Origin of the sequence: Micromonospora sp. WMMD754 (assembly GCF_049315235.1) — a bacterium.
In the GTDB taxonomy this organism is placed as follows: Bacteria; Actinomycetota; Actinomycetes; order Mycobacteriales; family Micromonosporaceae; genus Micromonospora; species Micromonospora sediminicola.
Genome location: NZ_CP186058.1, coordinates 1,970,266 through 1,993,865, shown reverse-complemented (window position 1 = coordinate 1,993,865; position 23,600 = coordinate 1,970,266). Strand labels below are relative to the sequence as shown.

The window sequence follows — 23,600 nt, the reverse complement described above, 5'->3', positions numbered from 1 at the left end:
GGGGCAGGGTTGTTGGTGGGCTCGGGCGATAGCGGCTGCCGGCTCCAACCGTCGCCGGCCACCACGTCCCCGACATCGCCGAGCGGTCGGGCCGACATCCGACGGTCCACCGTGCGTCGAGCCGACCTGTGTCGGGCGGGCCGGCTGGCGGCTCGTCGGCTTGGGCGTCCTGCGGGCCGGGCCGCCGGGCCGCCGGGCCGATCGTCGACCGACCGCCTCTCCGCCGAGGCCCCCGCGACGTCCCGCCGAACCGGACCGGTAACGGCGGACGGTCAGCGCCCGGCACGGAGGCCGACCGCCGTCGCTGCTACCCGACCGACGTCGGCCGTCACTGCTCCCGGTCCGACGTCGGCCGTCACTGCTCCCGGTCGCGCGAGCGGACGGCGTCGAACCGGTGGCCTCGGGAGTTGAGAACCGCCAACGGCAGAGAGCCGGCCGACATCGCGAGCACCCGCTCGCCCCTCGCCCTCAGCCCAGAAATTGCGCGTCGCCCCACCCTCGCCGCCGTCTTGACGTGCCCAGGCCGCTGAGTCGTCACCAGGCAGACGAGATCGCCGAGCCGGGGTCCGAGGAGGCATCCGCCCCAGAACGGCCTTCCTGGGCCCCTGAGGCCGCCGTTTCACGTGAAACGGGGAAAGGGAGCCGGGCACCCCGAACGCCCCTCCTGTCGGCGACCACCCCTGACCGGCCCGCCGCACGGGCCTGCGACCGGGGTTCGCAGCCGCTTCGACCCGTCATTCCGTGGCCCGGTTTCACGTGAAACGAACGCCGCGGTAGCTGGCGGCCGGCGACGAAGCCCTCGGAGCCCCGGGCGCGACTACCGCCACCTTTCCGCACCGACAACGCCGGCACGGATCGATGCGTCGCTCGTTGAGAAGGGAGGGCCGAGGCTCCGAACGAGCTCCCTCGGTTATCCACAGGCGTTGTCCACAGGCTGGCCCCGTTTCACGTGAAACACGGCGCGGAAACCGTTGCTGAGCTGTGGATGACGGTCCGTACTGGTGATCTCGGCACCCTGTGGACAACGTGGTGGACAAGCGCTGTGGATCGTCGCCCGCCCACCGATGGCCCGGGGGAACGGGTAGGGACAGGCGTCGCCAACTCGGTTAGGGTCAGCGTCGTGCAGGACACCCCTCCCTCAGTCCCGGACTTCACCCAGTGGCCCTCCTTCCCCTTCGAGGGCGATCTCCGCGTCAAGCAGATCGACGATCCCGTCGCGGTCGAACCTCCCCGCCGGGGAGAGGCGGACCGCGAGTGCACCGCCTGCAACGCGCCCGACGAGGCGTACATCTGGGTCGGCGAACGGTGGCGGGTGCGCGCCATGGACCGGCCGACCGGGCTGCCGATGGTGCTGATCCTGGAGTCCCGCTCCCACCTCGATCTCGGTGACCTGCCCAACCTCCTCGCCGCCGAGCTGGGCGTGATGACCGTCCGTCTGGAGCGGGCCGTCCGCTCGCTGGACGGGGTGGCCCGGGTGCACGTCAACCGGTGGGGCGACGGCTCGGCGCACCTGCACATGTGGTTCCTGGCCCGGCCGTACGGCCGACTGCAACTGCGGGGCACGTTCCTGTCGCTCTGGGACTCGATCCTGCCGCCGATCTCCGAGGAGCAGTGGCGGGAGAACCTCGCCATGGTCGCCGCGTGGCTCGCCGAGTTCGGTGGTCGTCCGCTCGCCGAGCCGCCCCGCATCCGGTGGGAGGCGCCGTCCACCCTCTCGCCGTCGCCCACGAGCGTGGCCGAGGAGCCCGAGGAGGAGTCCGCATCGGTGATCGAGGCGGCGGACGAGATCCCCGAGTCGGAGGCCGCGGAGCAGACCGCCGAGGCGGATGTCGCGGAAGACCTGGAGATGCGCAGCGGCCACCCCGCCGATGCCGCCGCCGACGAGCACGCCGACGGTGATCCGGTGGGCGAGGAGAGCGGGAGCGTCGAGGCCGGAACCGCCGGACGCGCGGCCGCGGGCGACGAGCCGGAGGGCGAGAACGACGAGCCGTCCGCCGGCGTCACGGACGAGAACGGCCGGTCCTCCGGGAACGGCGGGCGGGCGGCCTCGGCGCGTACCGCCGGCTGACCCGGGTCAGCGGCGGCGGGCGGCGGCCCGGCTCACCAGCGTGCCGAGCACCCGGCCGAAGTCGAGCCCGGCCGCCTGGATGGCGAGCGGCAGCAGCGAGGTCTCGGTCATGCCCGGCGACACGTTGACCTCCAGCACGTGCGGCCGGCCCTCCGCGTCGACGATCAGGTCGACCCGGGACAGGTCGCGCAGGCCGAGGGCGGTGTGTGCGGCGAGCGCCACCTCGGTCACCTGAGCGGTGGTCGCGGCGTCGAGTCGGGCGGGGGCGTGCCACGTGGTGCGTCCCGCCGTGTAGCGGGCGGCGTAGTCGTAGACGCCGTTGCGCGGCACGATCTCCACCGGCGGCAGGGCTCGCGGCCCCTCGCCCAGGTCGAGCACGGAGACCGCGACGTCCATCCCGGGCACGTAGCGCTCCACCAGCGCCGTCTGGTCGTACGCGAAGCAGCCGACCATCGCGGCCGGCAGCGACGCGGCCTCCCTGACCACGGCGGCGCCCAGGCCCGACCCGCCCTGCGCCGGCTTGACCATCAGCGGCAGCCCGAGGCGGTCGACGATCCGGTCCAGCACCGCCACCGCACCCAGCTCGGAGAAGCGGTCGTGCGGCAGGGCCACCCAGTCGGGGGTGGGGATGCCCGCCTCGCGCAGCACCGCCTTGGCCGACGGCTTGTCCCAGGCGAGCCGGGAGGAGCGGGCGTCGCAGCCGACGTAGGGCACGTCGCAGAGGTCGAGGACGCCGCGCAGCGAGCCGTCCTCGCCGGTCGCGCCGTGCAGGGCGATCACCACCGCGTCCGGCGGGTCGGCGGTCAGGGCGGGAAGCAGCGCGACGTCGGCGTCCCGGAGGTCCGCCTCCACGCCGACCGCGCGCAGCGCGTCGAGCACTCGGCGGCCCGACCGCAACGAGACGTCCCGTTCGTAGGAGAGTCCGCCGGCGAGCACCAGCACGCGCAGCTCGTCGGAGGTGGGTCCGGTCACGGGAGTCGGTGCGGCAGGGCTGTCGGCCATGCGGGAATCATGCCAAGTCGGGGCCGGGCGCGTCCGAGCCGCCCTGGCGTCGGCGCGTACCGGCGCCGCCGACCGCACCGAAGACCTTCCGCATCGCGATCTCCTGCTCCATCACGCCGGCCAGCCGGCGGACGCCCTCCCGGATCCGCTCCGGCGGCGGGAAGGAGAAGTTGAGCCGCATGTTCCCGGCGCCCGTGCCGTCCGCGTAGAAGCCGGTCCCCGGCACGTACGCGACCCGGGCGGCCACGGCGCGCGGCATCATCGCCTTGGAGTCGAGGCCCTCGGGCAGGGTCGCCCAGACGAACAGGCCGCCACCCGGCGTGGTCCAGGTGGTGCCCTCCGGCATCAGGTCGGCCATCGCGTCGAGCAGCGCGTCCCGGCGCTCGCGGTAGACCTCGCGGTAGACCTTGAGCTGCTGCCGCCACGGCATCGTGCCCAGGTAGGTCGAGACGGCCGCCTGCGCGTAGCCGCTGGGACAGAGGATCTGCGCCTCGCTGGCGATGACCAGCTTGTCGCGGACCGCGTGCGGGGCGAGGATCCAGCCCACCCGCAGACCGGGCGCGAAGGTCTTGGAGAACGTGCTCAGGTAGAAGACGCCGTCGCGCCGCCGGGCCCGCAGCGGCGCGGGCGCCTCACCGGAGAAACCGAGCTGACCGTACGGGTCGTCCTCCACCACGAGCAGCCCCGCGCGCTCGCAGATGTCGAGCACCCGCTCCCGCCGCTCCTCGCTCAACGTCACGCCGGTCGGGTTCTGGTAGGTCGGGATGGTGTAGAGGAACTTCACCCGCCGGCCGGCCCGGGCCAGGTCGGCGATCGCCACCTCCAACGCCTCCGGGATGAGCCCCTCGTCGTCCATCGGCACGTGGGCCACCTGGGCCTGGGCGGCCTGGAACACCCCGAGCGCGCCGACGTACGTCGGGCCCTCGGCGAGCACCACGTCACCCGGGTCCAGGAAGAGGCGGGCCACCAGGTCGAGCGCCTGCTGACCGCCGACGGTCACCACCACGTCCTCCGGGGAGGCGCCGCACGACGCGTCGATCCCGGAGAGGGACATCACCTCGCAGATCCGCTCACGCAGCTCCGGGGTGCCCTGGCCGATGCCGTACTGGAGGGTGGTGGCGCCGTGCTCCGCGCCGAGCCGGCCGAGCATCTCGCCGACCGCGTCCAGCGGCAGCGCCGCGATGTAGGGAGCCCCACCGGCGAGCGAGACGACCTCCGGGCGGCTGGCGACCGCGAAGAGTGCCCGGATCTCCGACGCGGTCATCCCCCGGACGCGCCGGGCGTACCGGTCGGTGTAGTCGTCGAGCGTCGTGCCGGTCATGACATCACCTCGATCGGGTGTCGGCGGGGCTGCCGCCCGGTGTGGTACCCGCGATGCCGGCATCCATTGGCGGCGCACGCGGCCGGTTGGTCGATCGTAGTCCCTGGTGACCGTCACGGGACCCACCGTGTGGACACGTCCACATCCCGGACCGGCGGTCCGCCGCCCGGGTGGAGGTTCGCGCGTCCTCTCCCGTACCGGCGGGTGGCGGCGTACGATCGCTCGTCGGGGGCAGGAGGGCTGCGGGACACCGCGCAGGCCGACGCTCCGAGACTGTTGGTGGGGTGCGCTCATGTCGCGACGTCTGGTCAGCCTGACCCTGGACACCCTGGAGGACCTTCCCCGATCCTGCCGGCGGTGCGTCTACTGGGAGCTGGATCCGGTTTCCGCCGAGCGGGCCTGCGCGGCCGGCGACCCGGGCCTGGAGAAGGAGGCGTGGGTCTCCCAGACGCTGCTGGAGTGGGGCTCCTGCGGCAAGCTGGTCTACGTCGACGGCATGCCGGCCGGTTTCGTCATGTACGCCCCACCGGCGTACGTTCCGCGCTCGATGGCCTTTCCCACCTCGCCGGTCTCGGCGGATGCGGCGCTGTTGATGACGGCGCACGTGGTGCCCGCCTTCGCCGACGGCGGCCTGGGCCGAATGCTCGTCCAAGGCGTGGCCCGCGACCTGACCAAGCGTGGCATCAAGGCGATCGAGGCGTTCGGTGACGCCAAGTTCGGCGACGACGCGGACAGCCCGACCCGGGCCTGCCTCGCGCCGGTCGACTTCTTCCTCTCGGTGGGCTTCAAGACCGTCCGCCCGCACCCGCGCTACCCGCGGCTGCGGCTGGAACTGCGGACGGCGCTGAGCTGGAAGTCCGACGTCGAATACGCGTTGGAGAAGCTGCTCGGGTCGATGAGCCCGGAGACGCTGCTGCGCCCGGTGCGGCCGGCGCCGGCCACCCGCTCGACGAGCTGACCGGGTCAGTCGACCACGGTGCCGGCGGCCACGATCGCCCGCAGCTCGCTCACGTCGATCGAGCCGGTCGGCACGTCCCGCTCGATCGGCAGGTACATCCGCTGCACCCCGGCCACGATCGCCTCGACGACCCGGTCCCGGAACCGGGGGTCGACCAGCCGGCCCAGGTCGTCCGGGGAGGTCAGGTAGCCCACCTCGACGCGGACCGCCGGCATCCGGGTGAGGCGCAGCAGCTCCCACGCCTTCGCGTGGGTGCGGCAGTCGCGCAGCCCGGTGCGGGCCACGATCTCCCGCTGCACCAGCCCGGCCAGGCGTTCCCCGGTGGCCGAGGTGACGCCGTTGTCGGTGCCGTAGTGGTAGGTCGCGACGCCGTCGGCCTCCGGATTGGCGTGCCCGTCGACGTGCAGCGAGATGAACACGTCGGCGCCGAGCGAGTTGGCCAGCTGGGCCCGGTCCGCGTCGGGCAGGCAGGTCGCCGGTGCCGGGCCACGGGTCAACTGCACCCGTACGCCGGCGGCGGCGAGCCGTCCCTCCAGTCGGCTGGCCAGGTCGTGCACCAGGTCCGCCTCGGTCCAGCGCAGTGTGCCGTCCGGCACCACCACGCCGGGGTCGGTGCCGCCGTGACCCGGGTCGATCACCACGGTCCGGCCGACCAGGGTCGGGCCGGCCTGGCGGATGGCGTCGGACTCGCGTAGCCACTGCGGCCGCCCGCCGACGACCTTGCGGCCGAGGCGGCGCAGCGCGTTGACGGTGTGCGGACCGCAGGAGCCGTCCGGCTTGAGACCCATCTCGCGCTGGAACTGGGCCACCGCCCGTGAGGTGCGGATGCCGTAGATGGCGTCGGCCCGGCCGACGTCGTACCCCATCTCCAGCAGACGTTCCTGGAGGGACCGGACGTCCTCGCCGGTGAGCGGCTCGGGCACGGCGTGGTAGAGGGCGCGGGCGCCGAACCGCCAGCGGGCCGCGTCCAGCGCCCGCCAGGTCTCCGCGCCGACCCGCCCGTCGACACTGAGGCCCCGGGACTGCTGGAAGGCACGGACGGCGCGTTCCGTCGCGGTGTCGTAGTCGTCGTGGCCAGGGCCGTCGGCCGGGAGCAGTTCCAGGCCGGCGAGGACGGTGCGGATCTCGGCCACCGCGGGTCCCCGGTCACCGGGTCGGATCGGACGCACGACGACCCCCTCTGCACGGACGTTGGCGGACCGGGAACTCCGACGGACGCTTACGGAGCGTACCGTGGCCCGTCACTCTCCGGCTTCGTGTTCACGCAGGTCAGGAAAGCCGGAAGCCCCGCCACCCGGGTGGGGTGACGGGGCTTCCGACGGTGTCGGTCCGGGTCAGAGCGCCGACTCGATGAGTCGGACCAGCTCGCCCTTGGGCTTGGCGCCGGCGATCGACTGGACCGGCTCGCCGTTCTTGAAGATGGTCAGCGTCGGCACGGACATCACCCGGTAGGTACGCGCCGTCTCGGGGTTCTCGTCGATGTTGAGCTTGACGATGGTGACCTGGTCAGCCATCTCGCCCGCGATCTCCTCCAGCAGCGGCGAGACCTTGCGGCACGGACCGCACCACTCCGCCCAGAAGTCGACCAGAACCGGCTTGTCGGACTTCAGCACGTCGCTCGCGAAGCTCGCGTCCGTGACCGCCTTGGTGGCTCCCACTATGAACCCCTCCTCCTCGTGAAAATTCTCAGCCCTGCAGGGTGGCGATGAAGCGCTCGGCGTCCAGCGCGGCGGCGCACCCGGTGCCGGCGGCCGTGATGGCCTGCCGGTAGGTGTGGTCGACCAGGTCACCGGCGGCGAACACGCCCGGCACGTTCGTGCGGGTGCTCGGCGCCTGGACCTTCACGTAACCCTCGTCGTCCATCTCGACCTGGCCGCGGAACAGCTCGCTGCGCGGGTCGTGACCGATCGCCACGAAGACGCCGGTGACGTCGAGCACCTTGCTCTCGCCGGTGTGCACGTTGCGCACCCGGACGCCGCTGACCTTGCCGTCCTCGCCGAGGATCTCCTCGACGGTGGTGTTCCACTCGACCTTGATCTTCTCGTTGCCCAGCGCCCGCTCGGCCATGATCTTGCTGGCGCGGAACGAGTCGCGGCGGTGCAGGATCGTCACCGACTCGGCGAAGCGGGTGAGGAAGCTCGCCTCCTCCATGGCCGAGTCGCCGCCGCCGACCACCACGATGTGCTGGTTGCGGAAGAAGAAGCCGTCGCAGGTGGCACAGGACGACACACCGTGGCCCAGGTATTCCTGCTCGCCCGGCACGCCCAGCGGACGCCACGCCGAGCCCGTGGAGAGGATGACGGCCCGGGCCCGGTAGGCGGTCTCGCCCACCCAGACGGTGCTCACCGCGTCGGAGCCGATCTCGCCGGTGTCCTTCAGCTCGACCCGGGTCACGTCGTCGGTGAGGAACTCGGCGCCGAACCGCTCGGCCTGCTTGCGCATGTTGTCCATCAGCTCGGGGCCGAGGATGCCGTCCGCGAAGCCGGGGAAGTTCTCCACCTCGGTGGTGGTCATCAGCGCGCCACCGGACTGCACGCCCTCGATCACCAGCGGCTTGAGGTTGGCACGCGCGGCGTAGACCGCCGCGGTGTAACCGGCCGGCCCGGAGCCGATGATGATCAGGTTGCGGACCTCGTCCACTGCCGTCTCCCGATGTGTGTGTTCGTCACCGGTGCGCACCGATGTCGATCCCTAGTGCCGACGGCTCTCCGAGGCGCCGGCGCCTGACTTGCAGAACGCCATCGTACGAAGCGGGGATTCCCGAGCCGGTCATCCGGTGGGTCACGTCACGTGGCGGGACAGGCGCGGTGACCGCGGTTTCACCCTACCCGCGTACGGAACCGGGTGTCCGCGCCGGACCCGGGTACGCCGCATTCCGGGCCGCTCACCCACCCCCATCGGGTGCCGTCGGCGTCGGAGAACGTCACCACCAGCGCCGGCGCCCCCTGGAACCGGGCGTAGTCCACCACGTCGACGGTGAGGGGCGTGGCGCCGTGCTCGGCGCCGATCGCGGTCAGGCAGCCGGCCAGCGCCTCGGGCCGGTCCAGCCGGTCCAGCCCGCCGACGGCGCCGAGGCGGTTCTTCTCCGCGGAGAACGGCGTCTCCCGGCCGCCCTCCGCCGCACCCGACGGCCCGGCCATGTCCGGTCGCATCGACTTCGGCGACGGGACGGCCGCGGCGCTGGCCCGGCTGCCGGCGAGGCGTTCCGGGGTCCAGTCCGTGCCGCTGCGCAGCGTCGGCCCGGTCGTCCGGTAGGGCGCGGCGGCCATCGGAGCCGCCTCCCCGGCCGCCCGGTCGGCAGTGCTGCCGGAGCTGTCGCCCCCCACGTCCGCCAGCCGACCCACACCCAGGCCCACCGCCGCGACCGAGGCCGCGGCCAGCGCCACCGGACCGGCCAGTCGGGCCCAGCGCCGGGAACGCCGGCCCGGACCGGTGCTCCGCGCGGGGCGCTCCGCCGTGCCCGGCGGGCGGGTCACCCGGCCCGGCTGTGCCGGTACGACGTCCCGAAGCGCGTGGTCGGGGTCGGTGGCCGGTGCCGGTCCGGCGCCGGAGAGCGCGGCGGTGATCCGGTCCGCCACCGCCACCGGCATCTCCGGTGCGGGCTCGGCGGCCCAGTCGGCCAGGTCGGCGTGCACCAGGTCGACCGCGTGGGCCAGGCTCGCATACGCCTCGCGCCACGCCGGGTCCCGCTCGACCAGCCGGGCGACGGTCGCCTGCTCGGGGGTGCCCTCCAGCGCCCCGCCGAGGTAGTCGGCGAGCAGGTCGTGGTCGACCTCGCTGAACTCCCGGGACGTCACGGCTCCTCCTGGCTGACCGAGTGCCGGGACGCTCCCGACGAGGATCCGACGCCCTCGGACGGCCGGCGGTTCCCCGCCGTGACCCGGGGCACGTCCACGGCGTCGTCCGAGCCGGTGCGCAGGTGCCCGAGAAGCATGGCGAGTCGGGCCCGGCCCCGGGCGCAGCGGCTCTTCACCGTCCCCTCGGCGACGTCGAGCATCCGGGCCACCTCGGCCACCGGGTAGCCCTGCACGTCCACCAGGACCAGCGCGGCCCGCTGCTCCGCCGGCAGCGCCGCGAGCGCCTGCCGGACCACCAGCGCGGTCTCGTGGTCCCGGGCGGGTGCGGCCGGCTCGATCCCGCCGGTGTGCCGGCCCGGTTCGCCGTCGGTGTGCACCCCGTCGGGCAGCGGGACGGTGGCGTGGGTCTGACGCCGACGCATCCGGTCCAGGCAGGCGTTCACCACGATCCGGTGCAGCCAGGTGGTGACCGCCGAGTCGCCCCGGAAGCGGGCCGCGGCGCGGTGGGCCGACAGCATGGCGTCCTGGAGCGCGTCGGCCGCGTCCTCGCGGTCGCCGATGGTCCGCAGGGCCACCGCCCAGAGCCGGTCCCGGTGCCGGTGGAACAACTCGGCGAAGGCGTCCCGGTCGCCCGCGACATGGGCCCGGAGCAGCTCCAGGTCGGACCTGCCCGGCTCGCCGCCGCCGGAGCCCGCCATCACCACGTCCGGCGGAGGTGGCGCGACGGGTACGGCGGACGGATCACGAGCCCTGGACCGTGATCTCCTGGACGCCGAGCTTCCACCCGGGGCCGTCGTCCTTCTTCGGCAGCTCGGTGATCCAGAAGAGGAGGTACTGGTACTTCTTGTCCGGGTCGAAGCCGTCGAACGTCATGGTGGTGCCGTTGTAGTCCTCGAACGGCTGCCCGATCGCGGTCGGATACGCCGCGACGAGGTCCTTGTCGCCCTTGGAGGTGGACGGGAAGTCACCGTTGGTGCCGGTGCGCAGCTCGGCCGAGGCGTCGGTGGACGACAGGCTGGCCTGGAGCGACTTGACCGTGTGCGGTGCCCCGAGGTCGATCCAGATCCCCATGCCCTTCTTGAGGCCGCCGAACTTGCCGTTGTTCTTGTAGGTCTGGGTCTCCCAGCCCTCGTCGTCGCTGCCGTCCATCACCTTCTCGGCGTCGCGCACCTCGGCGCGGTCGTTGCTGTCCGGGTCGATCACCCGGACGTCCTGGATGGTGAGCTTGCGGACCGGCGGAGCGGCCTCGCTGCTGCCACCGCCGGCGGGCGCGCTGCTGGACGGCTGGGCCACCGGCTCCTTGTCGCCGTCGTCCCCGCCACCGAGGGCGTTGACGCCGATGAGCAGCCCGATCAGGGCGACCGCCAGGAGGCCGGCGATGCCCATGGCGACCCGGCGTCCGCCGGCGGCGGCCAGCGGCGACGGCTCCTCGCCGGGGTCGGCGGTGAAGCGCAGCGGGCCGGCCTGCTCCAGGAACTGCTCGTCGGCCGGGATGTCCAGCCGGCTCAGCTCGGCCGCCAGCACGTCCGACGAGGGCGGGGCGATCTCCGGGTCGAGCAGGTCCATGGTGAGGTCGTCGAGGTAGGCCGGCACGCCGGCGCGGACCTGACGGGGCGCGGCGATGGCGCCGCCGGCGTCCCGGACGGCGTCCGGCAGGGCGGCCCGGCCGTGCCCGGCGGTGGCGCCGTGCAGCGGGGCCTCGCCGTGCGGCCAGTGCCCGGTGAGGGCGAAGTAGAGCACCCCGCCGACGGCCCGCAGGTCGCTCTCCTGGCTGTCCGCCCCGTCGGTGCGCGCGTCGGCCAGGACCACCCGGCCGTCGTCGCTGATCATCACGGTGCCGGGGTGGAGGTTGCCGTGCACCATGCCGGTGGCGTGGACGGCGGCGAGGGCGCTGGCGACGGCGTTGCCGATCGCGGTGGCCCGGGTCGGGTCCATCGGTCCGTCGGCGGCGACCATCTCGCGCAGCGACTGCCCGTCCACCCACTCGCGGACCACGTACGCCCGGTCGTCCTCGTCGATCGCGTCGTAGACGCCGACCAGGTTGGGGTGGATGACCCGGCTCGCCGCGACCGCGGCCTGGAGCATCTCGGTGGCGGAGTCGCCACCCGGGTAGCGGAGGACCACCGCGACGGGACGGCGCAGGATGACGTCGACCCCGCGCCAGACCAGCCGGCCCGCGCTGTCGTTGTTGATGTGCTCGACCAGCTCGTAGCGCTCGGCGAGGAGCTCACCGACCGAGGGAGCACCGAAGGTCACGACCGCAGGAGAGGTTTCCTCCGCTTCCTGACCCTCGCCGACCTGGGTCACCCGTCCTCCCTCGGTGATCGTGTCGATCGATGGACCCGTGTTGCTGGGCATGTGTTTCCCGCTCTGGCCTCGGTGGAACCGGCACGCCGGCGCCGACGCCCACGTCGGCACCTGCCGTACCCGTCGAGAGCGACCTTACCCGGGATGCCCGGTTCTCCGACATGTCATCTTCCCGCTGCGGCCGGTGGGAAGCCAGTCACCGCGGTTCCGAACAGGTCGGAACACCCGCGCCGGCGCCCGACCCGGACACGTACCGCCAATCTAGAGGTTGACCGCAAGTGATCGGAGCAGGGGCGTACCGGTGTGGCGTTCCCGCCCCCGGCCTGGGCACCCTCGTCCGTACGGTTGGTTGTCCACAGGCCGAGAGGCCCACTGGACGGCGGAATTCCGAGTTATCCACAGCCGTATCCCCAGCCTGGTGATCCTCGTTCACCGTCGGTCACCGGCGGCGGGTCAGCGCCCGAGTCGCCGCCGGACCATCCCGACCACCTCGGTGATCTCGCCGATCCGCAGCAGCATGGCCAGCCCGAGGTAGGTCGCGCCGATCGCCGCGCCGCCGATCACCAACTGGACCGCGGCGGCGGCCCAGCTCAGGTCCGCCGGGTCGCCGGGGAGCACCGCCACCACGAGCACGCCGACCAGTGCCGCACCCAGCGCGGCCACCACCACCCGACCCAGCGTCCGCATGATCCGGCCCAGCCCGATCCGGCCCACCCGGGGCCGCAGCAGCATCGCCGAGATGATCGCCGCGGCCAGGTACGACACCGCGTTGCCGAGCATCATCCCGGCCGCCGCGAACGTGTTCGAGAAGAGCAGGAAGAGGCCCACCTGGAGCAGGACGCGCAGAATCACCACCGGGATGTTGACCAGGGCCGGGGTGCGGGTGTCCGGCAGCGCGTAGAAGGCGAACGTGAAGAGCTGGCTGACCGCGAACGGCACCAGGCCGAGCGCCGCCACCAGCAGCACGGTCGAGGTGGCCACCGCGTTGTCGCCGGTGAAGGCGCCGTAGCGGAACACCACCACGGAGATCGGGGCGGCCAGCACCGCGTAGCAGACCGCGATGGGCGCGAGCACCGCGCTGACCATCCGGGTGCCCCGGGACAGGTCGGCGGTGACGTCGCCGAACCGGTTCTCGGCGGCGGCCGCGCTCATCCGGGGCATCAGCGCGGTGATGATCGAGACGGCGATGATGCCGTGCGCCATCATCAGCAGTAGGAAGACGTTGTTGTAGATCAGCAGGCCGGCGTTGTCGCCGCCGGCGGCGCGGGTGAGCAGGTTGACCACCACGAAGAGACCGAGCTGGTTGACCCCGACGTAGCAGAACATCCAGCCACCGAGCCGGGCCAGCTCGCTCAGGCCGAGGGCGCGGAAGTCGAACCGCCACTTCCACCGGAAGCCGACCTTGCGCAGCGCCGGCAGCAGGCCGGCGGTCTGCACGGCCACGCCGAGCAGCGTGCCGCCGCCGATCAGCAGGATGCGGTCCCAGCCCATCTCGCCGGGCTGGATGATCTTGGCGCCGAAGACCGCGATGTAGAGCGCGCAGACGCCGATGACCACGAGGTTGTTCAGGATCGGCGCCCACATCGGGGCGGCGAAGTGCCCGCGCGTGTTCAGCACCGCGGCGATCAGCGCGCTCACGCCGGTGAAGAACAGCATCGGCAGCATCAGGTAGGACAGGCCGGTGACGAGGTCCTGGTAGTTGTCGTCCTTGCCGCCCGCGTAGATGGAGGTCAACACCGGCGCCCCGACCATGGCGATCAGCGCGACGGCGGCCAGCGCCAGCACGGCCAGCGTGAGCAACCGCTGGGAATATGCCTCGCCCCGGTCCGGGTCGGCCTTGCGTCGCCGGACCAGCACCGGGATCAGCACGCTGGTGAGCACGCCGCCGAGCAGGAACTCGTAGACCTGGTTCGGCAGGAAGATGGCGGTGGTGAACGCGTCGCCGACCAGCGCGCCGCCCAGCGCCGCGCCGATCATGAGGTTGCGGATGAAGCCCGTGCCCCGGCTGACCAGGCTGCCGATCGCCATCACCGCGCTGTTCGCGGCGGCGCTGGTCTCGCCGACCACCTCCTGCGGCGGCGCGACCGACTCGACGCCCGGCTGGTTCAGCGGCTCCGCCGAGATGAAGGTCGCGCCGTCGTCCGGCGGCAGGCCGCCGTCGTGCGCGTTCGCGCTGCGGTAGAGCCCGCCGCCGCTCATCTCCACAGCCTCCAAGGGGTACGCCGGAACCGGGCCCCGCCGGCCCCGCACAACCGGAACCTTAGTCAACCTCGACCCGTTACCCGCGCCCGGCGCGGTCGATCCACCCCCGGCCCGATAGGCTGGCGCTCCCATGTCCGAAGCCTCCGCCTCCGCTGCCGCCGACCGCCGTGAGCTGACCACCGCACAGCGCAACGCCGTCGCCGAGCTGCTCCGCGTCTCCCCGGTCGCCGACGAGCTGGGTCGGCGGTTCGCCCGGGCCGGTCACGAACTGCACCTGGTGGGCGGATCGGTGCGGGACGCGCTGCTCGGCCGCCTCGGCAACGACCTCGACTTCTGCACCGACGCGCACCCGGACGACACCGTCCGGATCATCCGGGGCTGGGCCGAGTCGATCTGGGAGACCGGGCGGGAGTTCGGCACCATCGCCTGCCAGCGCGACGGCCTCAACCTGGAGATCACCACGTTCCGCGCGGAGGTCTACGACCAGGTCAGCCGCAATCCGGTGGTGCAGTACGGCACCAGCCTGACCGAGGACCTGAAGCGCCGCGACTTCACCGTGAACGCGATGGCCGTGAGCCTGCCGGACCACCGGTTCACCGACCCGTACGGCGGCCTGGCCGACCTGGCCGCCAAGATCATCCGTACCCCCGGCACGCCGCAGGAGTCGTTCCGCGACGACCCCCTGCGGATGCTGCGGGCGGCCCGGTTCGCCGCCCAGCTGCGCTTCGCCGTCCACCCGGACGTGCGGGCGGCGATGACCCGGATGGCGACGGACCTGGACCGGATCACCGCCGAGCGGATCCGCGACGAGTTCACCAAGCTGCTCTGCGGCGCCGACCCGATCACCGGGCTGCGGCTGCTGGTCGACACCGGCCTGGCCGAGCGCTTCCTGCCCGAGCTGACCGGCCTGAAGCTGACCATCGACGAGCACGCCCAGCACAAGGACGTCTACGAGCACACGCTCACCGTGGTCAGCAACGCCATGTCGCTGGAGGAGGACGGCTGCGACTTCGTGCTGCGGATGGCCGCGCTGATGCACGACGTCGGCAAGCCGGCCACCAAGGCGGTCGGCCCGGACGGCCGGGTCAGCTTCCACCACCACGAGGTGGTCGGCGCCCGGCTGACCAAGGCCCGGATGAAGGCGATGCGCTACTCCAAGGAGATCACCTCCCAGGTGGTCAAGCTGGTCGGGCTGCACCTGCGCTTCTACGGCTACGGCCGGGGCGAGTGGACCGACTCGGCGGTGCGCCGCTACGTCACCGACGCCGGTGACCTGCTGTCCCGGCTGCACAAGCTCACCCGGTCCGACTGCACCACCCGAAACCGGCGCAAGGCGGCCCAGCTCGCGGCCGACTACGACGCGCTGGAGGAGCGGATCGCCCGGATCGCCGCCGAGGAGGACCTGGCCCGGGTCCGGCCCGACCTGGACGGCAACGCGATCATGGAGCTGCTCGGCGTGCCGCCCGGGCCGGTGGTCGGCCGGGCCTGGCAGCACCTGAAGGAGCTGCGCCTGGAGCGCGGTCCGCTGGACCGCGACGAGGCGGAGGCGGAGCTGCTGCGGTGGGCCCGCGCCGAGGGCATCGTCGGCTGACCCCGCGGCGGAAAAACGACGACGATACGCCAGCGTGTCGACCGAACGGTTGACGCGTTCCGGTCGATGTCTCCCGCATGATGTTGGTCATCACCAGCCCCCCGGATCGACGGGTGCGGCTGTCCTGATCACATCCGCCCGTCCGATCCGGACGGTCGCTGGACACGGGGAGACAATTCGGTGTCACGTTCCGGCGCGCTGCGCCGCTCCGCGCTGGTGGGGCTCGCCCTCACCTCCGCCACCTCGATCATCTGCGCCGCCACCGGCGGTGCCGCCTCGGCCGACCCGGGCGACGCCAAGCGGGCCCCGGTCCGGGGCGCCGACCTGCCCGGGGCCGTTCCCGGCCGCTACATCGTCGTCCTCAAGGACGGCAAGGCCACCCCGGCCAAGGTGAAGTCCGCCGCGTCGGCGCTCGCCGGTGAGCACGGCGGCTCCGTCCGCCGGGTCTTCGGCAAGGCGCTGCACGGCTATTCCGCCAGCATGGACCGTCGGCAGGCCGAGCGCCTCGCCGCCGACCCGGACGTCGCGTACGTGCAGCAGGTCCAGCGCTACACGGCCACCGACACCCAGACCACCCCGCCGTGGGGCCTGGACCGGCTCGACCAGACCAGGACCAGAACGGACGGCGAGTACACCTACTCGTCGACCGGCGCCGGGGTGACCGCGTACGTCATCGACACCGGCATCGACATCGACCACGAGGACTTCGGCGGCCGGGCCAGCAACGGCTACGACGCCGTCGACCAGGACGACGTCGCGCAGGACTGCGACGGCCACGGCACGCACGTGGCCGGCACCCTCGGCGGCGCCACCTACGGCGTGGCCAAGAAGGTCAAGCTGGTCGCGGTCCGGGTGCTCGACTGCGAGGGCAACGGCACCACCGAGGGCGTCATCGCCGGCATCGACTGGGTCACCGGTCACGCCAGCGGGCCGTCCGTGGCGAACATGAGCCTCGGTGGTGAGAACGACCCGGCGCTCAACGACGCGGTGGCGCGTTCCATCGCCTCCGGCATCACCTACGCGGTCGCGGCCGGCAACAGCTGGACCGACGCCTGCGGCTCCTCGCCGGCGAACGTGCCGGCCGCCATTACGGTCGGCGCCACCGACCGGCTGGACATGCGGGCCTGGTTCTCCAACTACGGCAGCTGCCTGGACACGTTCGCGCCGGGCGCCGGCATCGTCTCGGCGAAGGCCGGCACCACCTCCGGCTCCACCTCGATGAGCGGCACCTCGATGGCCTCCCCGCACGTGGCGGGCGCCGCCGCGCTGCTGCTGGAGGAGCACCCGACCTGGACGCCGCAGCAGGTGCGCAACTCCGTCGTCAGCACCGGTGTCGACGGCGCGGTGCACGACACCATGGGCTCCGCCGACCGGCTCCTGCACATCGGCGCCCCGGTGGTCGCGCGCGAGTCGTACGGCTTGAAGGCCCGGGGCAACGGCCGTTACGTGACCGCCGAGAGCGGCGGCAACCGGCCGTTGGTCGCTCGCGGCGTCGAGGTCGGCGCCTGGGAGAAGTACGACGTGGTGGACGCCGGCAGCGGCTACGTCGGTCTGCGGGCGGTGACGAACAACCTGTTCGTGACCGCGGAGAGCGGTGGCAACCGGCCGCTGATCGCCCGGTCCGCCTCGATCGGCGACTGGGAGAAGTTCCAGATCGTCACCAACACCGACGGCACCGTCAGCCTGAAGGCCGTGACCAACGGCAAGTACGTCACCGCGTCGAACGCCACCACCCCGCTGATCGCCAGCAAGACCTCCATCGGCACGGCGGAGAAGTTCGACTTCGACGCGGCCGCCCCGGTCGTCGGCATCAAGGCGGTGGCCAACGGCAAGTACGTGACCGCCGAGAACAGTGGCAAGCAGCCGCTGATCGCCCGGGCCGCGACGGTCGGTGCCTGGGAGAAGTACGAGGTCGTCAGCCTGGGCGACGGCTTCTTCGCCCTGCGCGCGCTGATCAACAACCAGTTCGTCACCGCGGACGCCGGCGGAAACCGGGCCCTGATCGCCAAGGCCACCGCCGTCGGCGCCTGGGAGGCCTTCGACTTCCTCGACTACAACGCCGACGGCTCGGTCTACGTGCGGGCCAACGCCAACGGCAACGCGGTCACCGCGGGCAGCACCGGCACCAGCCAGCTCATCGCCAGCCGCGTCATCGACTGGGAGAGCGAGACCCTCGGTCTGGGCGCCGGCGAGAAGTTCGTCTTCAGCGCACTCTGACCCGTACCACCACGGCGCCCGCCGGCTCCCCTCGGGGAACCGGCGGGCGCCCTCGTCGTCAGGGGTTGACGGTGCTGCCGTCCACGGTGCTCTTGCCGTTGGTGTGCGCGCTGCCCAGCCGCGCCAGCAGCCCGGCCAGGTCGATGCCGGTCAGGTCGCTGCCGAGCTGGAGGCCCTGGGCGACGTTGCCGGCCACCGACTTGGTCAGCGACGACGCGCCGTCGGTGGAGATGACGGTCATCTTGTCGATCGCGCCGATCGGGGCACTCGCCGCGCCGACCACCTCGGGCAGCACCTTGACCAGCAGGTCCAGCACGGCGGCCTCGCCGTACGCGGCGAACGCCTCGGCCTTGCGGGCCATCGCGTCGGCCTCCGCCTGGCCCCGGGCGAGGATGGCCGCGGCCTCGGCCTGGCCCTCCCGCTCGACCGCCTCGGCGATCGCGGACCGCCGGCGCTGCTCCGCCTCACCCTCCTTGGCGCCCTCGATCGCGTTCGCCTCGGCCAGCGCGGCGCGCCGGGCCCGCTCACCCTCACCGGTGAGCCGGGACTGCTCGGCGACGGCCTGCGCGGCGGCGATGGTGGCCTGCCGCTCGGCGTCGGCACGCAGCACCGCCGCGTTGCGGGCCGCCTCGGCCTCCTGCTCCACCTTGTACCGCTGGGCGTCGGCCGGCTTGCGCACCTCGGTGTCGAGCTGGCGCTGCTTGAGTTCGGCGTTGCGCTCGGCCACCTTCTGCTGCTCGGAGAGGATCGCCTGGTCCCGCTCGGCCTGGGCGAGCGGCCCGGCCGCGGCCGACCGTGCCTTCGCCGCGTCGATCTCGGCCTGGATGCCGGCCTGCTTGAGCGACAGGTTCCGGTTCGCCTCGGCGATCGCCTCCTCGGCGAGCAGCCGCTCCTGCTCGGCCGCCTGGCGGGCCCGGGCCTCGGCGATGGCGGCGTCCTTGAGCACCCGGGCGGCCTCCGGCCGGCCCAGGTCGGCGAGGTAGGAGCCCTCGGCCAGGATGTCCTGGAGCTGGAACGTGTCCAGCACCAGGCCCTGGTTGGTCATCGAGTGCTCGGCCTCCTCGGCGACCGCGCTGGCGAACGCGGCCCGGTCCCGGATGACCTCCTCGACGGTGAGCCGGCCGACGATCGAGCGCAGCGCGCCGGCCAGCACCTCGCGGGTGAAGTTGTCGATCTCGTCCTGCTGGTGCAGGAACCGCTGCGCGGCGGCCCGGATCGCGTCCTCGGTGCCGCCGACCTTGACGATCGCGACGCCGTGCAGGTCGGCGCGGATGCCCTGCTTGCTCACCGCGCCCCGGATGCCGACGTCGATCCGCCGGCTGGACAGGTCGAGGGACTGCAGCTTCTGCACCACCGGCAGCACGAAGACCGAGGCGCCGAGCACGACCTTCTGCCCGGACATGTCGGTGGAGCGCTGGCCGTCGGCGGTCTGGGTGGTCCGGCCCTTGCGACCGGTGACGATGAAGGCCTCGTTCGGCCCGGCCACCTTGATCCGGGAGAGCACGAAGAGGACGAGCAGGACGGCGAGGAGGACCGCGCCGCCGATGGCGACGAGCAGGGGCATGGGGGTTCCCGTCTGTGCTGAGGGATCAGTAGGTCTCGACGTGCACGCTGGTCTCGCTGAGCGCTTCGACCACGAAGATGCGGGCACCGATCGGGATCGGCCGGTCGGCCCGGGCGTTGAGCTTCACCGGCTGCCCGGCGAGGCGTACCCGGACCTCGCCGTATCCGCCGGTGGGGATCGGCGTGACCACCAGGCCGATCGCGCCGGCCAGGTGGTCACGGGTGGGGGTGGGGTCCGTGCGCATGGTGCGGGCCGCGCGGCTCAACCGGGCCGCCAGCCAGGCGGTGGGCACGGCGGCGAGCGCGCCGCCGGCCGCCGCCACCGCGATCATCCCGGAGGTACGACCCCCGAGCAGCTCGTTGACGATCGCGGCGCCGAACCCGAACGCCCCGGTGAACCCGGCGACCGCCTCCAGCGACACCGGCCCGTCGACGTCCGGGTGGCCCAGGTGCAGCACGCCCGATCCGAGCAGGGCCAGCGTCAGCACGCCGACCCCGGCTCCGCCGATGATCAGGAAGATGAGCGTCCCCGTGGCCACGACCTGCACGGTATCGACGTCGCGCAACATCGACTGCGTGCAGCGAACGTTCAGCTTCCGCCGAGCGACCGCTCAGCGCGGCGCGATCGTCAGCTCCAGACCGACCAGTTGCTTCGGCAGCGGCTGGCGGACCAGTTCCCGGCCGGTGGTGTCGGCGAGCACGAAGTCGCCCGCGCCGAGCGGCCGACGGTAGAGCAGCCGGTCGTCGGTCACCCAGACGACGTCGGCGGTGGGCAGCGCATTCACCACCCGGCCGGTCGCCGTCTCCACCAGCAGCGGCTCCTGCCGGCCCTGGACCACCACCAGCTTCCCGTCCGGCGACCAGGCGTCCGGACCGACCGGACCGCCCGGCATGTCGAGCAGGCGGGTGGGTCGGCCGTCGTCGACCGACAGGAGCTGCACACCCTTGGCGAGGTCGCGGGGCCACGCCTCCGACTTCTGCTTGCTGAGCGTCAGGGCGACCTCCCGGCCGTCGCGCGTCCAGGTGAACTCGCACCGGTCGGCGCAGGGCCAGCCGAGCAGGCCGACCGGATGCGTCCTCTTCGTGCCGTCCAGGTCGAGCACGACGAAACCGAAGTGGTCGACCTGCTGACTGGTGAACAGCAGCCGCCGTCCGTCCGGGGACCAGCGTGGGGCGGTCAGCGCGCGGCCGACCTCGTACCAGCGGGTCTGTCCGGTGGCCAGGTCGAACAGGCCGATCTCCCGGGGACGGTCGTCGTCCCGGACCGCGACGAGGGAACCGGTCGGAGCCGGGAAGATGCCGTCGTAGCGGTCGGTGGCGAAGTACCGGCCGCGTCCGCGGTCGAGCAGGAGTCCGCTGCCGGAGCCGCCCGCCACCTGGGCCCGGGTGACCACCCAGTCGCCGGGCAGTACCAGCGGTCGCTGCGCCCAGTCCGCGCCGGGTGCGGCCCGGAGCGCGGGCGAGGGGGTGACGGTGACCTGCGGCGTCGTGGGCGTGGTCGGCGGTGGGCCGGTGCGGGGGCGCAGCAGAACGAACGGCAGGGTCACCGCCACCACGGCGACCAGCGCGGTGGCGGTCGCGGCGACGCGCCGGCGCCGGCGTAGCCGCCGGCCCCGACCGAGCGCCCGCGACGCCAGGTCCGGCGCGGGTGCGGCACCGTCGGCGAGGTCGCGTACGGCACTGCGGAGCATCTCGTCCAGCGGCGAGTTCATCGGGTCACCTCCGACCGGTCGGTCAGCTCGTCGAGCGCCGGCACGAGGTGCCGGAGCCGGGCCAGCGCCTTGGCGCTCTGGCTGGCCACGGTGCCGGGCCGGCAGCCGAGCAGCGCGGCGGTCCGCTCGACGCTCAGGTCCTCCAGGTAGCGCAGCGTCAACACGGCGCGCTGGCGTGGCGGCAGCGCGCGCAGCGCGTCGCGCAACAGCAGTCGCAGGTCGCTGTCGTCGCCGGCCGCCGGCCGCTCCGGCAGCTCCGGCACCGGCACCTCCGCCCGTCGCGCCCGCCGTCGCCAGCCGGAGACCTGGTCGTGGTAGAGAATCCGCTTCACGTACGGCTCCGCGTCGCCGCGGATCCGGGGCCACCGGGCGTACGCCTTGGCCAGCGCGTTCTGGAGCAGGTCCTCCGCCGCGTGCTGGTTGCCGGCGAGCGCGTACGCGACCCGCAGCAGGACCGCTCCGCGCTCGTTGACGAACGCGGTGAACTCCCGGTCGACCTCCGCCACCGTCCACCTCCGTCTCTCCGACGCCCGGGGCGGGGAAAACTTTGCCCGCCGCGCGACAATGGGTGGCATGCGCTGGACCGTGCTCGACTCGCCGATCGGGGAGTTCTCCGTGGGGACGGACGACGACGCCGTGCGCGGCGCGCACTTCGGCCGGGTGGCGTCGGCGGCCGACGAGCCCGGCGACGACCTGGCCCGGCTGGCCGTGGCCGAGCTGCGGGCCTACTTCGCCGGTGAGCTGACCGAGTTCAGCGTGCCGGTGTCGGCGCCCCGGGGCTCGGAGTTCGAGCGCGCGGTCTGGCGGGAGATGACCCGCATTCCCTACGGCGAGACGACCACCTACGGCGAGGTGGCCCGGGCGCTCGGCGACCCGGGCGCGGCGCGGGCGGTCGGGGTGGCGTGCAACCGCAACCCGGTGCCGGTGATCGTGCCCTGTCACCGGATCGTCGGCGCGGGCGGCAAGCTGGTCGGCTTCGGCGGCGGGCTGCCGCGCAAGGTGACGCTGCTGGAGCTGGAGGCCTCGGCGGCGCTGCGCCGCGACTGGCTTCGCTGAGCGCGATGTCCGCCCCGGTCCGAGCGATCCTCGCCATCATCTGGCCCGGTTGGATCCGAGCTGATCGAGGAGGAGACGTTGAACCTGAAACCCGAGGTCGAGCAACGGCTCAAGGAGCTCGCCGAGGCGGAGCACCGCTCGATGCACAAGACGGTCGAGGTGGCGGTTCAGGCGTACCTGGACCGGCACGAGCGCGACGAGTGGACCCGGCAGGCCGCGCGGAGGGTTCTCAAGGAGGATGCCGAGTTCTTCGAGATGTTGGGGACCGGTGACACGTCCCTGGCCGGACGCGGAGGACCTGCTGACGTTGCTCGCTGAACACACCGGCCCCCGGAGCCAGGTGCGGGACGCCGGGATACCGGTGGTGGCGGCGGCCCGGCCACACGCGCGGTTGATCGGGCGGGCCGCCTACCCGACCGCCTTGGACAAGGCCGCCGCACTGCTGCACGGGCTGATGATCTGGCGTCCCCTCGACCTGTGGAATGCCGGGCTCGCCTGGGCCGCGATGCGCGTCTTCCTGATCCGTGCCGGCTTTCGTCTGGCCATGCCGGCGAAGGAGCGCATGGCGTTGACGGACGCGTTGAAAAGCGGAGAGGTCGACTCGGTCGAGGAGCTGGCATTGCGGCTGTCGCCGTACCTGGAGATGTCGGCCTGACGGAACGACGACGGCCGGGCCCCCTGCGGACCCGGCCGTCGACGGTGTTCCGGTCAGCGCGTCAGCGCTCGACCTCGCCGGCGATGAACGCCTCGACGGCGGCGTGCGCGTCGTGGTCGGCGTACTGCTCCGGCGGGGACTTCATGAAGTAGGACGAGGCGGAGAGGATCGGGCCACCGATCTTCCGGTCCAGCGCGATCTTCGCGGCCCGGACGGCGTCGATGATGACACCGGCCGAGTTCGGCGAGTCCCACACCTCGAGCTTCAGCTCCGCGTTGAGCGGGGTGTCACCGAAGGAACGACCCTCCAGGCGGATGTACGCCCACTTGCGGTCGTCCAGCCACGGCACGTGGTCGGACGGGCCGATGTGCACGTCGCTCTTGCTCATCTCGTGCGGGATCTGGGAGGTGACCGACTGGGTCTTCGAGATCTTCTTCGAGACCAGGCGGTTGCGCTCCAGCATGTTCATGAAGTCCATGTTGCCGCCGAAGTTGAGCTGGTACGTGCGCAGCAGCTCGACCCCGCGGTCCTCGAAGAGCTTCGCCAGGGCGCGGTGCACGATGGTGGCGCCGACCTGGCTCTTGATGTCGTCACCCACGATCGGCAGGCCGGCGTCGGTGAACTTCTGCGCCCACTCCGGGTCGGAGGCGATGAAGACCGGCAGGGCGTTCACGAACGCGCAGCCGGCGTCGATCGCGGCCTGGGCGTAGAACTTGTCGGCCTGCTCGGAGCCCACCGGGAGGTAGGAGACGACCACGTCGACCTGCGCGTCGCGCAGCGCCTGCGCCACGTCGACCGGCTGGGCGTCCGACTCCTCGACGATCTCCCGGTAGTACTGGCCCAGACCGTCGAAGGTCGGCCCGCGCTGCACGGTCACGCCGGTCGGCGGGACGTCGCAGAGCTTGATCGTGTTGTTCTCGCTGGCGACGATCGCCTCCGCGAGGTCCATGCCCACCTTCTTGGCGTCCACGTCGAACGCCGCGACGAACTTCACGTCGGAGACGTGGTAGTCGCCGAAGGTGACGTGCATGAGACCCGGGACGCGGTCGTTCGGGTCGGCGTTCCGGTAGTACTCCACGCCCTGCACGAGGGACGAGGCGCAGTTACCCACACCGACGATGGCGACGCGGACGGAGCCCATAGCGTCTGCC

General features: G+C 72.7%; 21 protein-coding genes. 7 read left to right on the top strand and 14 right to left on the bottom strand.

Annotated elements, in window-relative coordinates; genetic code table 11:
- Positions 1–1,120: 1,120 nt before the first annotated feature.
- Complete coding sequence (locus ACN27B_RS09595) at positions 1,121–2,068, top strand: hypothetical protein (protein WP_422744529.1); 948 nt, start codon at positions 1,121–1,123, stop codon at positions 2,066–2,068.
- Positions 2,069–2,074: 6 nt separating this feature from the next.
- On the opposite strand, the gene ACN27B_RS09590 is transcribed toward ACN27B_RS09595, so the two are convergent.
- Complete coding sequence (locus ACN27B_RS09590) at positions 2,075–3,070, bottom strand: D-alanine--D-alanine ligase family protein (protein WP_099163196.1); 996 nt, start codon at positions 3,068–3,070, stop codon at positions 2,075–2,077.
- A 7-nt stretch (positions 3,071–3,077) separates the two neighbouring features.
- Positions 3,078–4,391, bottom strand: a complete 1,314-nt coding sequence (locus ACN27B_RS09585) for a PLP-dependent aminotransferase family protein (protein ID WP_099163197.1) — start codon at positions 4,389–4,391, stop codon at positions 3,078–3,080.
- A 292-nt stretch (positions 4,392–4,683) separates the two neighbouring features.
- On the opposite strand from ACN27B_RS09585, the gene ACN27B_RS09580 reads away from it, so the two are divergent.
- A complete protein-coding gene (locus tag ACN27B_RS09580) occupies positions 4,684–5,349 on the top strand; it encodes a GNAT family N-acetyltransferase (RefSeq protein ID WP_091567690.1) in 666 nt (221 codons plus the stop codon).
- Positions 5,350–5,354: 5 nt separating this feature from the next.
- Here ACN27B_RS09580 and ACN27B_RS09575 read toward each other — a convergent pair whose 3' ends face one another.
- The 7 genes from ACN27B_RS09575 to murJ form a co-directional block, all read right to left on the bottom strand.
- Positions 5,355–6,518, bottom strand: a complete 1,164-nt coding sequence (locus tag ACN27B_RS09575; protein WP_396823371.1) for an N-acetylmuramoyl-L-alanine amidase — start codon at positions 6,516–6,518, stop codon at positions 5,355–5,357.
- Positions 6,519–6,683: 165 nt separating this feature from the next.
- Positions 6,684–7,007: a thioredoxin gene (gene trxA / locus ACN27B_RS09570; protein ID WP_091567699.1), complete on the bottom strand. Its 324-nt coding sequence runs from the start codon at positions 7,005–7,007 to the stop codon at positions 6,684–6,686.
- Between the two features lie 28 nt (positions 7,008–7,035).
- Positions 7,036–7,989, bottom strand: a complete 954-nt coding sequence (gene trxB / locus ACN27B_RS09565) for a thioredoxin-disulfide reductase (protein WP_091567702.1) — start codon at positions 7,987–7,989, stop codon at positions 7,036–7,038.
- Between the two features lie 179 nt (positions 7,990–8,168).
- Complete coding sequence (locus ACN27B_RS09560) at positions 8,169–9,146, bottom strand: hypothetical protein (protein WP_422744526.1); 978 nt, start codon at positions 9,144–9,146, stop codon at positions 8,169–8,171.
- Positions 9,143–9,844: an RNA polymerase sigma factor SigM gene (sigM, locus tag ACN27B_RS09555; RefSeq protein ID WP_422744524.1), complete on the bottom strand. Its 702-nt coding sequence runs from the start codon at positions 9,842–9,844 to the stop codon at positions 9,143–9,145. The genes ACN27B_RS09560 and sigM overlap by 4 nt, the downstream gene beginning before the upstream one ends.
- A gap of 43 nt (positions 9,845–9,887) precedes the next feature.
- Complete coding sequence (locus tag ACN27B_RS09550; protein ID WP_422744522.1) at positions 9,888–11,504, bottom strand: protein kinase family protein; 1,617 nt, start codon at positions 11,502–11,504, stop codon at positions 9,888–9,890.
- A gap of 402 nt (positions 11,505–11,906) precedes the next feature.
- Positions 11,907–13,652: a murein biosynthesis integral membrane protein MurJ gene (murJ, locus tag ACN27B_RS09545; RefSeq protein WP_422744520.1), complete on the bottom strand. Its 1,746-nt coding sequence runs from the start codon at positions 13,650–13,652 to the stop codon at positions 11,907–11,909.
- Between the two features lie 133 nt (positions 13,653–13,785).
- On the opposite strand from murJ, the gene ACN27B_RS09540 reads away from it, so the two are divergent.
- Entirely contained in the window at positions 13,786–15,246 is a 1,461-nt protein-coding gene (locus tag ACN27B_RS09540; RefSeq protein ID WP_099163201.1) for a CCA tRNA nucleotidyltransferase, read from the top strand.
- 180 nt (positions 15,247–15,426) lie between these two features.
- Positions 15,427–17,463 carry a S8 family serine peptidase gene (locus ACN27B_RS09535; protein WP_422744518.1) on the top strand — a complete coding sequence of 679 codons (2,037 nt, stop codon included), beginning with the start codon at positions 15,427–15,429 and terminating at the stop codon, positions 17,461–17,463.
- A 58-nt stretch (positions 17,464–17,521) separates the two neighbouring features.
- Here the strand turns inward: ACN27B_RS09535 and ACN27B_RS09530 are convergent, their stop codons facing one another.
- Genes ACN27B_RS09530 through ACN27B_RS09515 form a run of 4 tightly spaced genes read right to left on the bottom strand, consistent with a single transcriptional unit; the run spans position 17,522 to position 21,244 of the window.
- Entirely contained in the window at positions 17,522–19,027 is a 1,506-nt protein-coding gene (locus ACN27B_RS09530; RefSeq protein WP_099163203.1) for a flotillin family protein, read from the bottom strand.
- Positions 19,028–19,052: 25 nt separating this feature from the next.
- Complete coding sequence (locus tag ACN27B_RS09525) at positions 19,053–19,595, bottom strand: hypothetical protein (RefSeq protein ID WP_091567732.1); 543 nt, start codon at positions 19,593–19,595, stop codon at positions 19,053–19,055.
- A gap of 42 nt (positions 19,596–19,637) precedes the next feature.
- Complete coding sequence (locus ACN27B_RS09520; protein ID WP_422744515.1) at positions 19,638–20,738, bottom strand: hypothetical protein; 1,101 nt, start codon at positions 20,736–20,738, stop codon at positions 19,638–19,640.
- Complete coding sequence (locus ACN27B_RS09515; RefSeq protein ID WP_253866084.1) at positions 20,735–21,244, bottom strand: SigE family RNA polymerase sigma factor; 510 nt, start codon at positions 21,242–21,244, stop codon at positions 20,735–20,737. Before ACN27B_RS09515 ends, ACN27B_RS09520 begins: the two co-directional genes overlap by 4 nt.
- 67 nt (positions 21,245–21,311) lie before the next feature.
- Here ACN27B_RS09515 and ACN27B_RS09510 point away from each other — a divergent pair, with 67 nt between their 5' ends.
- The 3 genes from ACN27B_RS09510 to ACN27B_RS09500 all read left to right on the top strand — a co-directional run bounded on the left by ACN27B_RS09510 (position 21,312) and on the right by ACN27B_RS09500 (position 22,449).
- Positions 21,312–21,794: a methylated-DNA--[protein]-cysteine S-methyltransferase gene (locus ACN27B_RS09510; protein WP_099163206.1), complete on the top strand. Its 483-nt coding sequence runs from the start codon at positions 21,312–21,314 to the stop codon at positions 21,792–21,794.
- A gap of 78 nt (positions 21,795–21,872) precedes the next feature.
- Positions 21,873–22,112, top strand: a complete 240-nt coding sequence (locus ACN27B_RS09505) for an Arc family DNA-binding protein (RefSeq protein ID WP_422744512.1) — start codon at positions 21,873–21,875, stop codon at positions 22,110–22,112.
- Positions 22,113–22,134: 22 nt separating this feature from the next.
- A complete protein-coding gene (locus ACN27B_RS09500) occupies positions 22,135–22,449 on the top strand; it encodes a hypothetical protein (protein ID WP_422744510.1) in 315 nt (104 codons plus the stop codon).
- A 61-nt stretch (positions 22,450–22,510) separates the two neighbouring features.
- Here the strand turns inward: ACN27B_RS09500 and ACN27B_RS09495 are convergent, their stop codons facing one another.
- A complete protein-coding gene (locus ACN27B_RS09495; RefSeq protein WP_091567747.1) occupies positions 22,511–23,590 on the bottom strand; it encodes an inositol-3-phosphate synthase in 1,080 nt (359 codons plus the stop codon).
- Between the last annotated feature and the right edge of the window lie 10 nt (positions 23,591–23,600).

What these genes read in the sequence shown, in the direction of transcription:
- ACN27B_RS09590 (WP_099163196.1), bottom strand. Translation starts at nt 3,070, where the DNA reads ATGGCCGACAGCCCTGCCGCACCGACTCCCGTGACCGGACCCACCTCC.
- sigM (WP_422744524.1), bottom strand. Translation starts at nt 9,844, where the DNA reads ATGGCGGGCTCCGGCGGCGGCGAGCCGGGCAGGTCCGACCTGGAGCTG.
- ACN27B_RS09510 (WP_099163206.1), top strand. Translation starts at nt 21,312, where the DNA reads ATGCGCTGGACCGTGCTCGACTCGCCGATCGGGGAGTTCTCCGTGGGG.
- ACN27B_RS09550 (WP_422744522.1), bottom strand. Translation starts at nt 11,504, where the DNA reads ATGCCCAGCAACACGGGTCCATCGATCGACACGATCACCGAGGGAGGA.
- ACN27B_RS09530 (WP_099163203.1), bottom strand. Translation starts at nt 19,027, where the DNA reads ATGCCCCTGCTCGTCGCCATCGGCGGCGCGGTCCTCCTCGCCGTCCTG.
- murJ (WP_422744520.1), bottom strand. Translation starts at nt 13,652, where the DNA reads ATGAGCGGCGGCGGGCTCTACCGCAGCGCGAACGCGCACGACGGCGGC.
- ACN27B_RS09540 (WP_099163201.1), top strand. Translation starts at nt 13,786, where the DNA reads ATGTCCGAAGCCTCCGCCTCCGCTGCCGCCGACCGCCGTGAGCTGACC.
- ACN27B_RS09585 (WP_099163197.1), bottom strand. Translation starts at nt 4,391, where the DNA reads ATGACCGGCACGACGCTCGACGACTACACCGACCGGTACGCCCGGCGC.
- ACN27B_RS09520 (WP_422744515.1), bottom strand. Translation starts at nt 20,738, where the DNA reads ATGAACTCGCCGCTGGACGAGATGCTCCGCAGTGCCGTACGCGACCTC.
- ACN27B_RS09580 (WP_091567690.1), top strand. Translation starts at nt 4,684, where the DNA reads ATGTCGCGACGTCTGGTCAGCCTGACCCTGGACACCCTGGAGGACCTT.
- ACN27B_RS09525 (WP_091567732.1), bottom strand. Translation starts at nt 19,595, where the DNA reads ATGTTGCGCGACGTCGATACCGTGCAGGTCGTGGCCACGGGGACGCTC.
- ACN27B_RS09495 (WP_091567747.1), bottom strand. Translation starts at nt 23,590, where the DNA reads ATGGGCTCCGTCCGCGTCGCCATCGTCGGTGTGGGTAACTGCGCCTCG.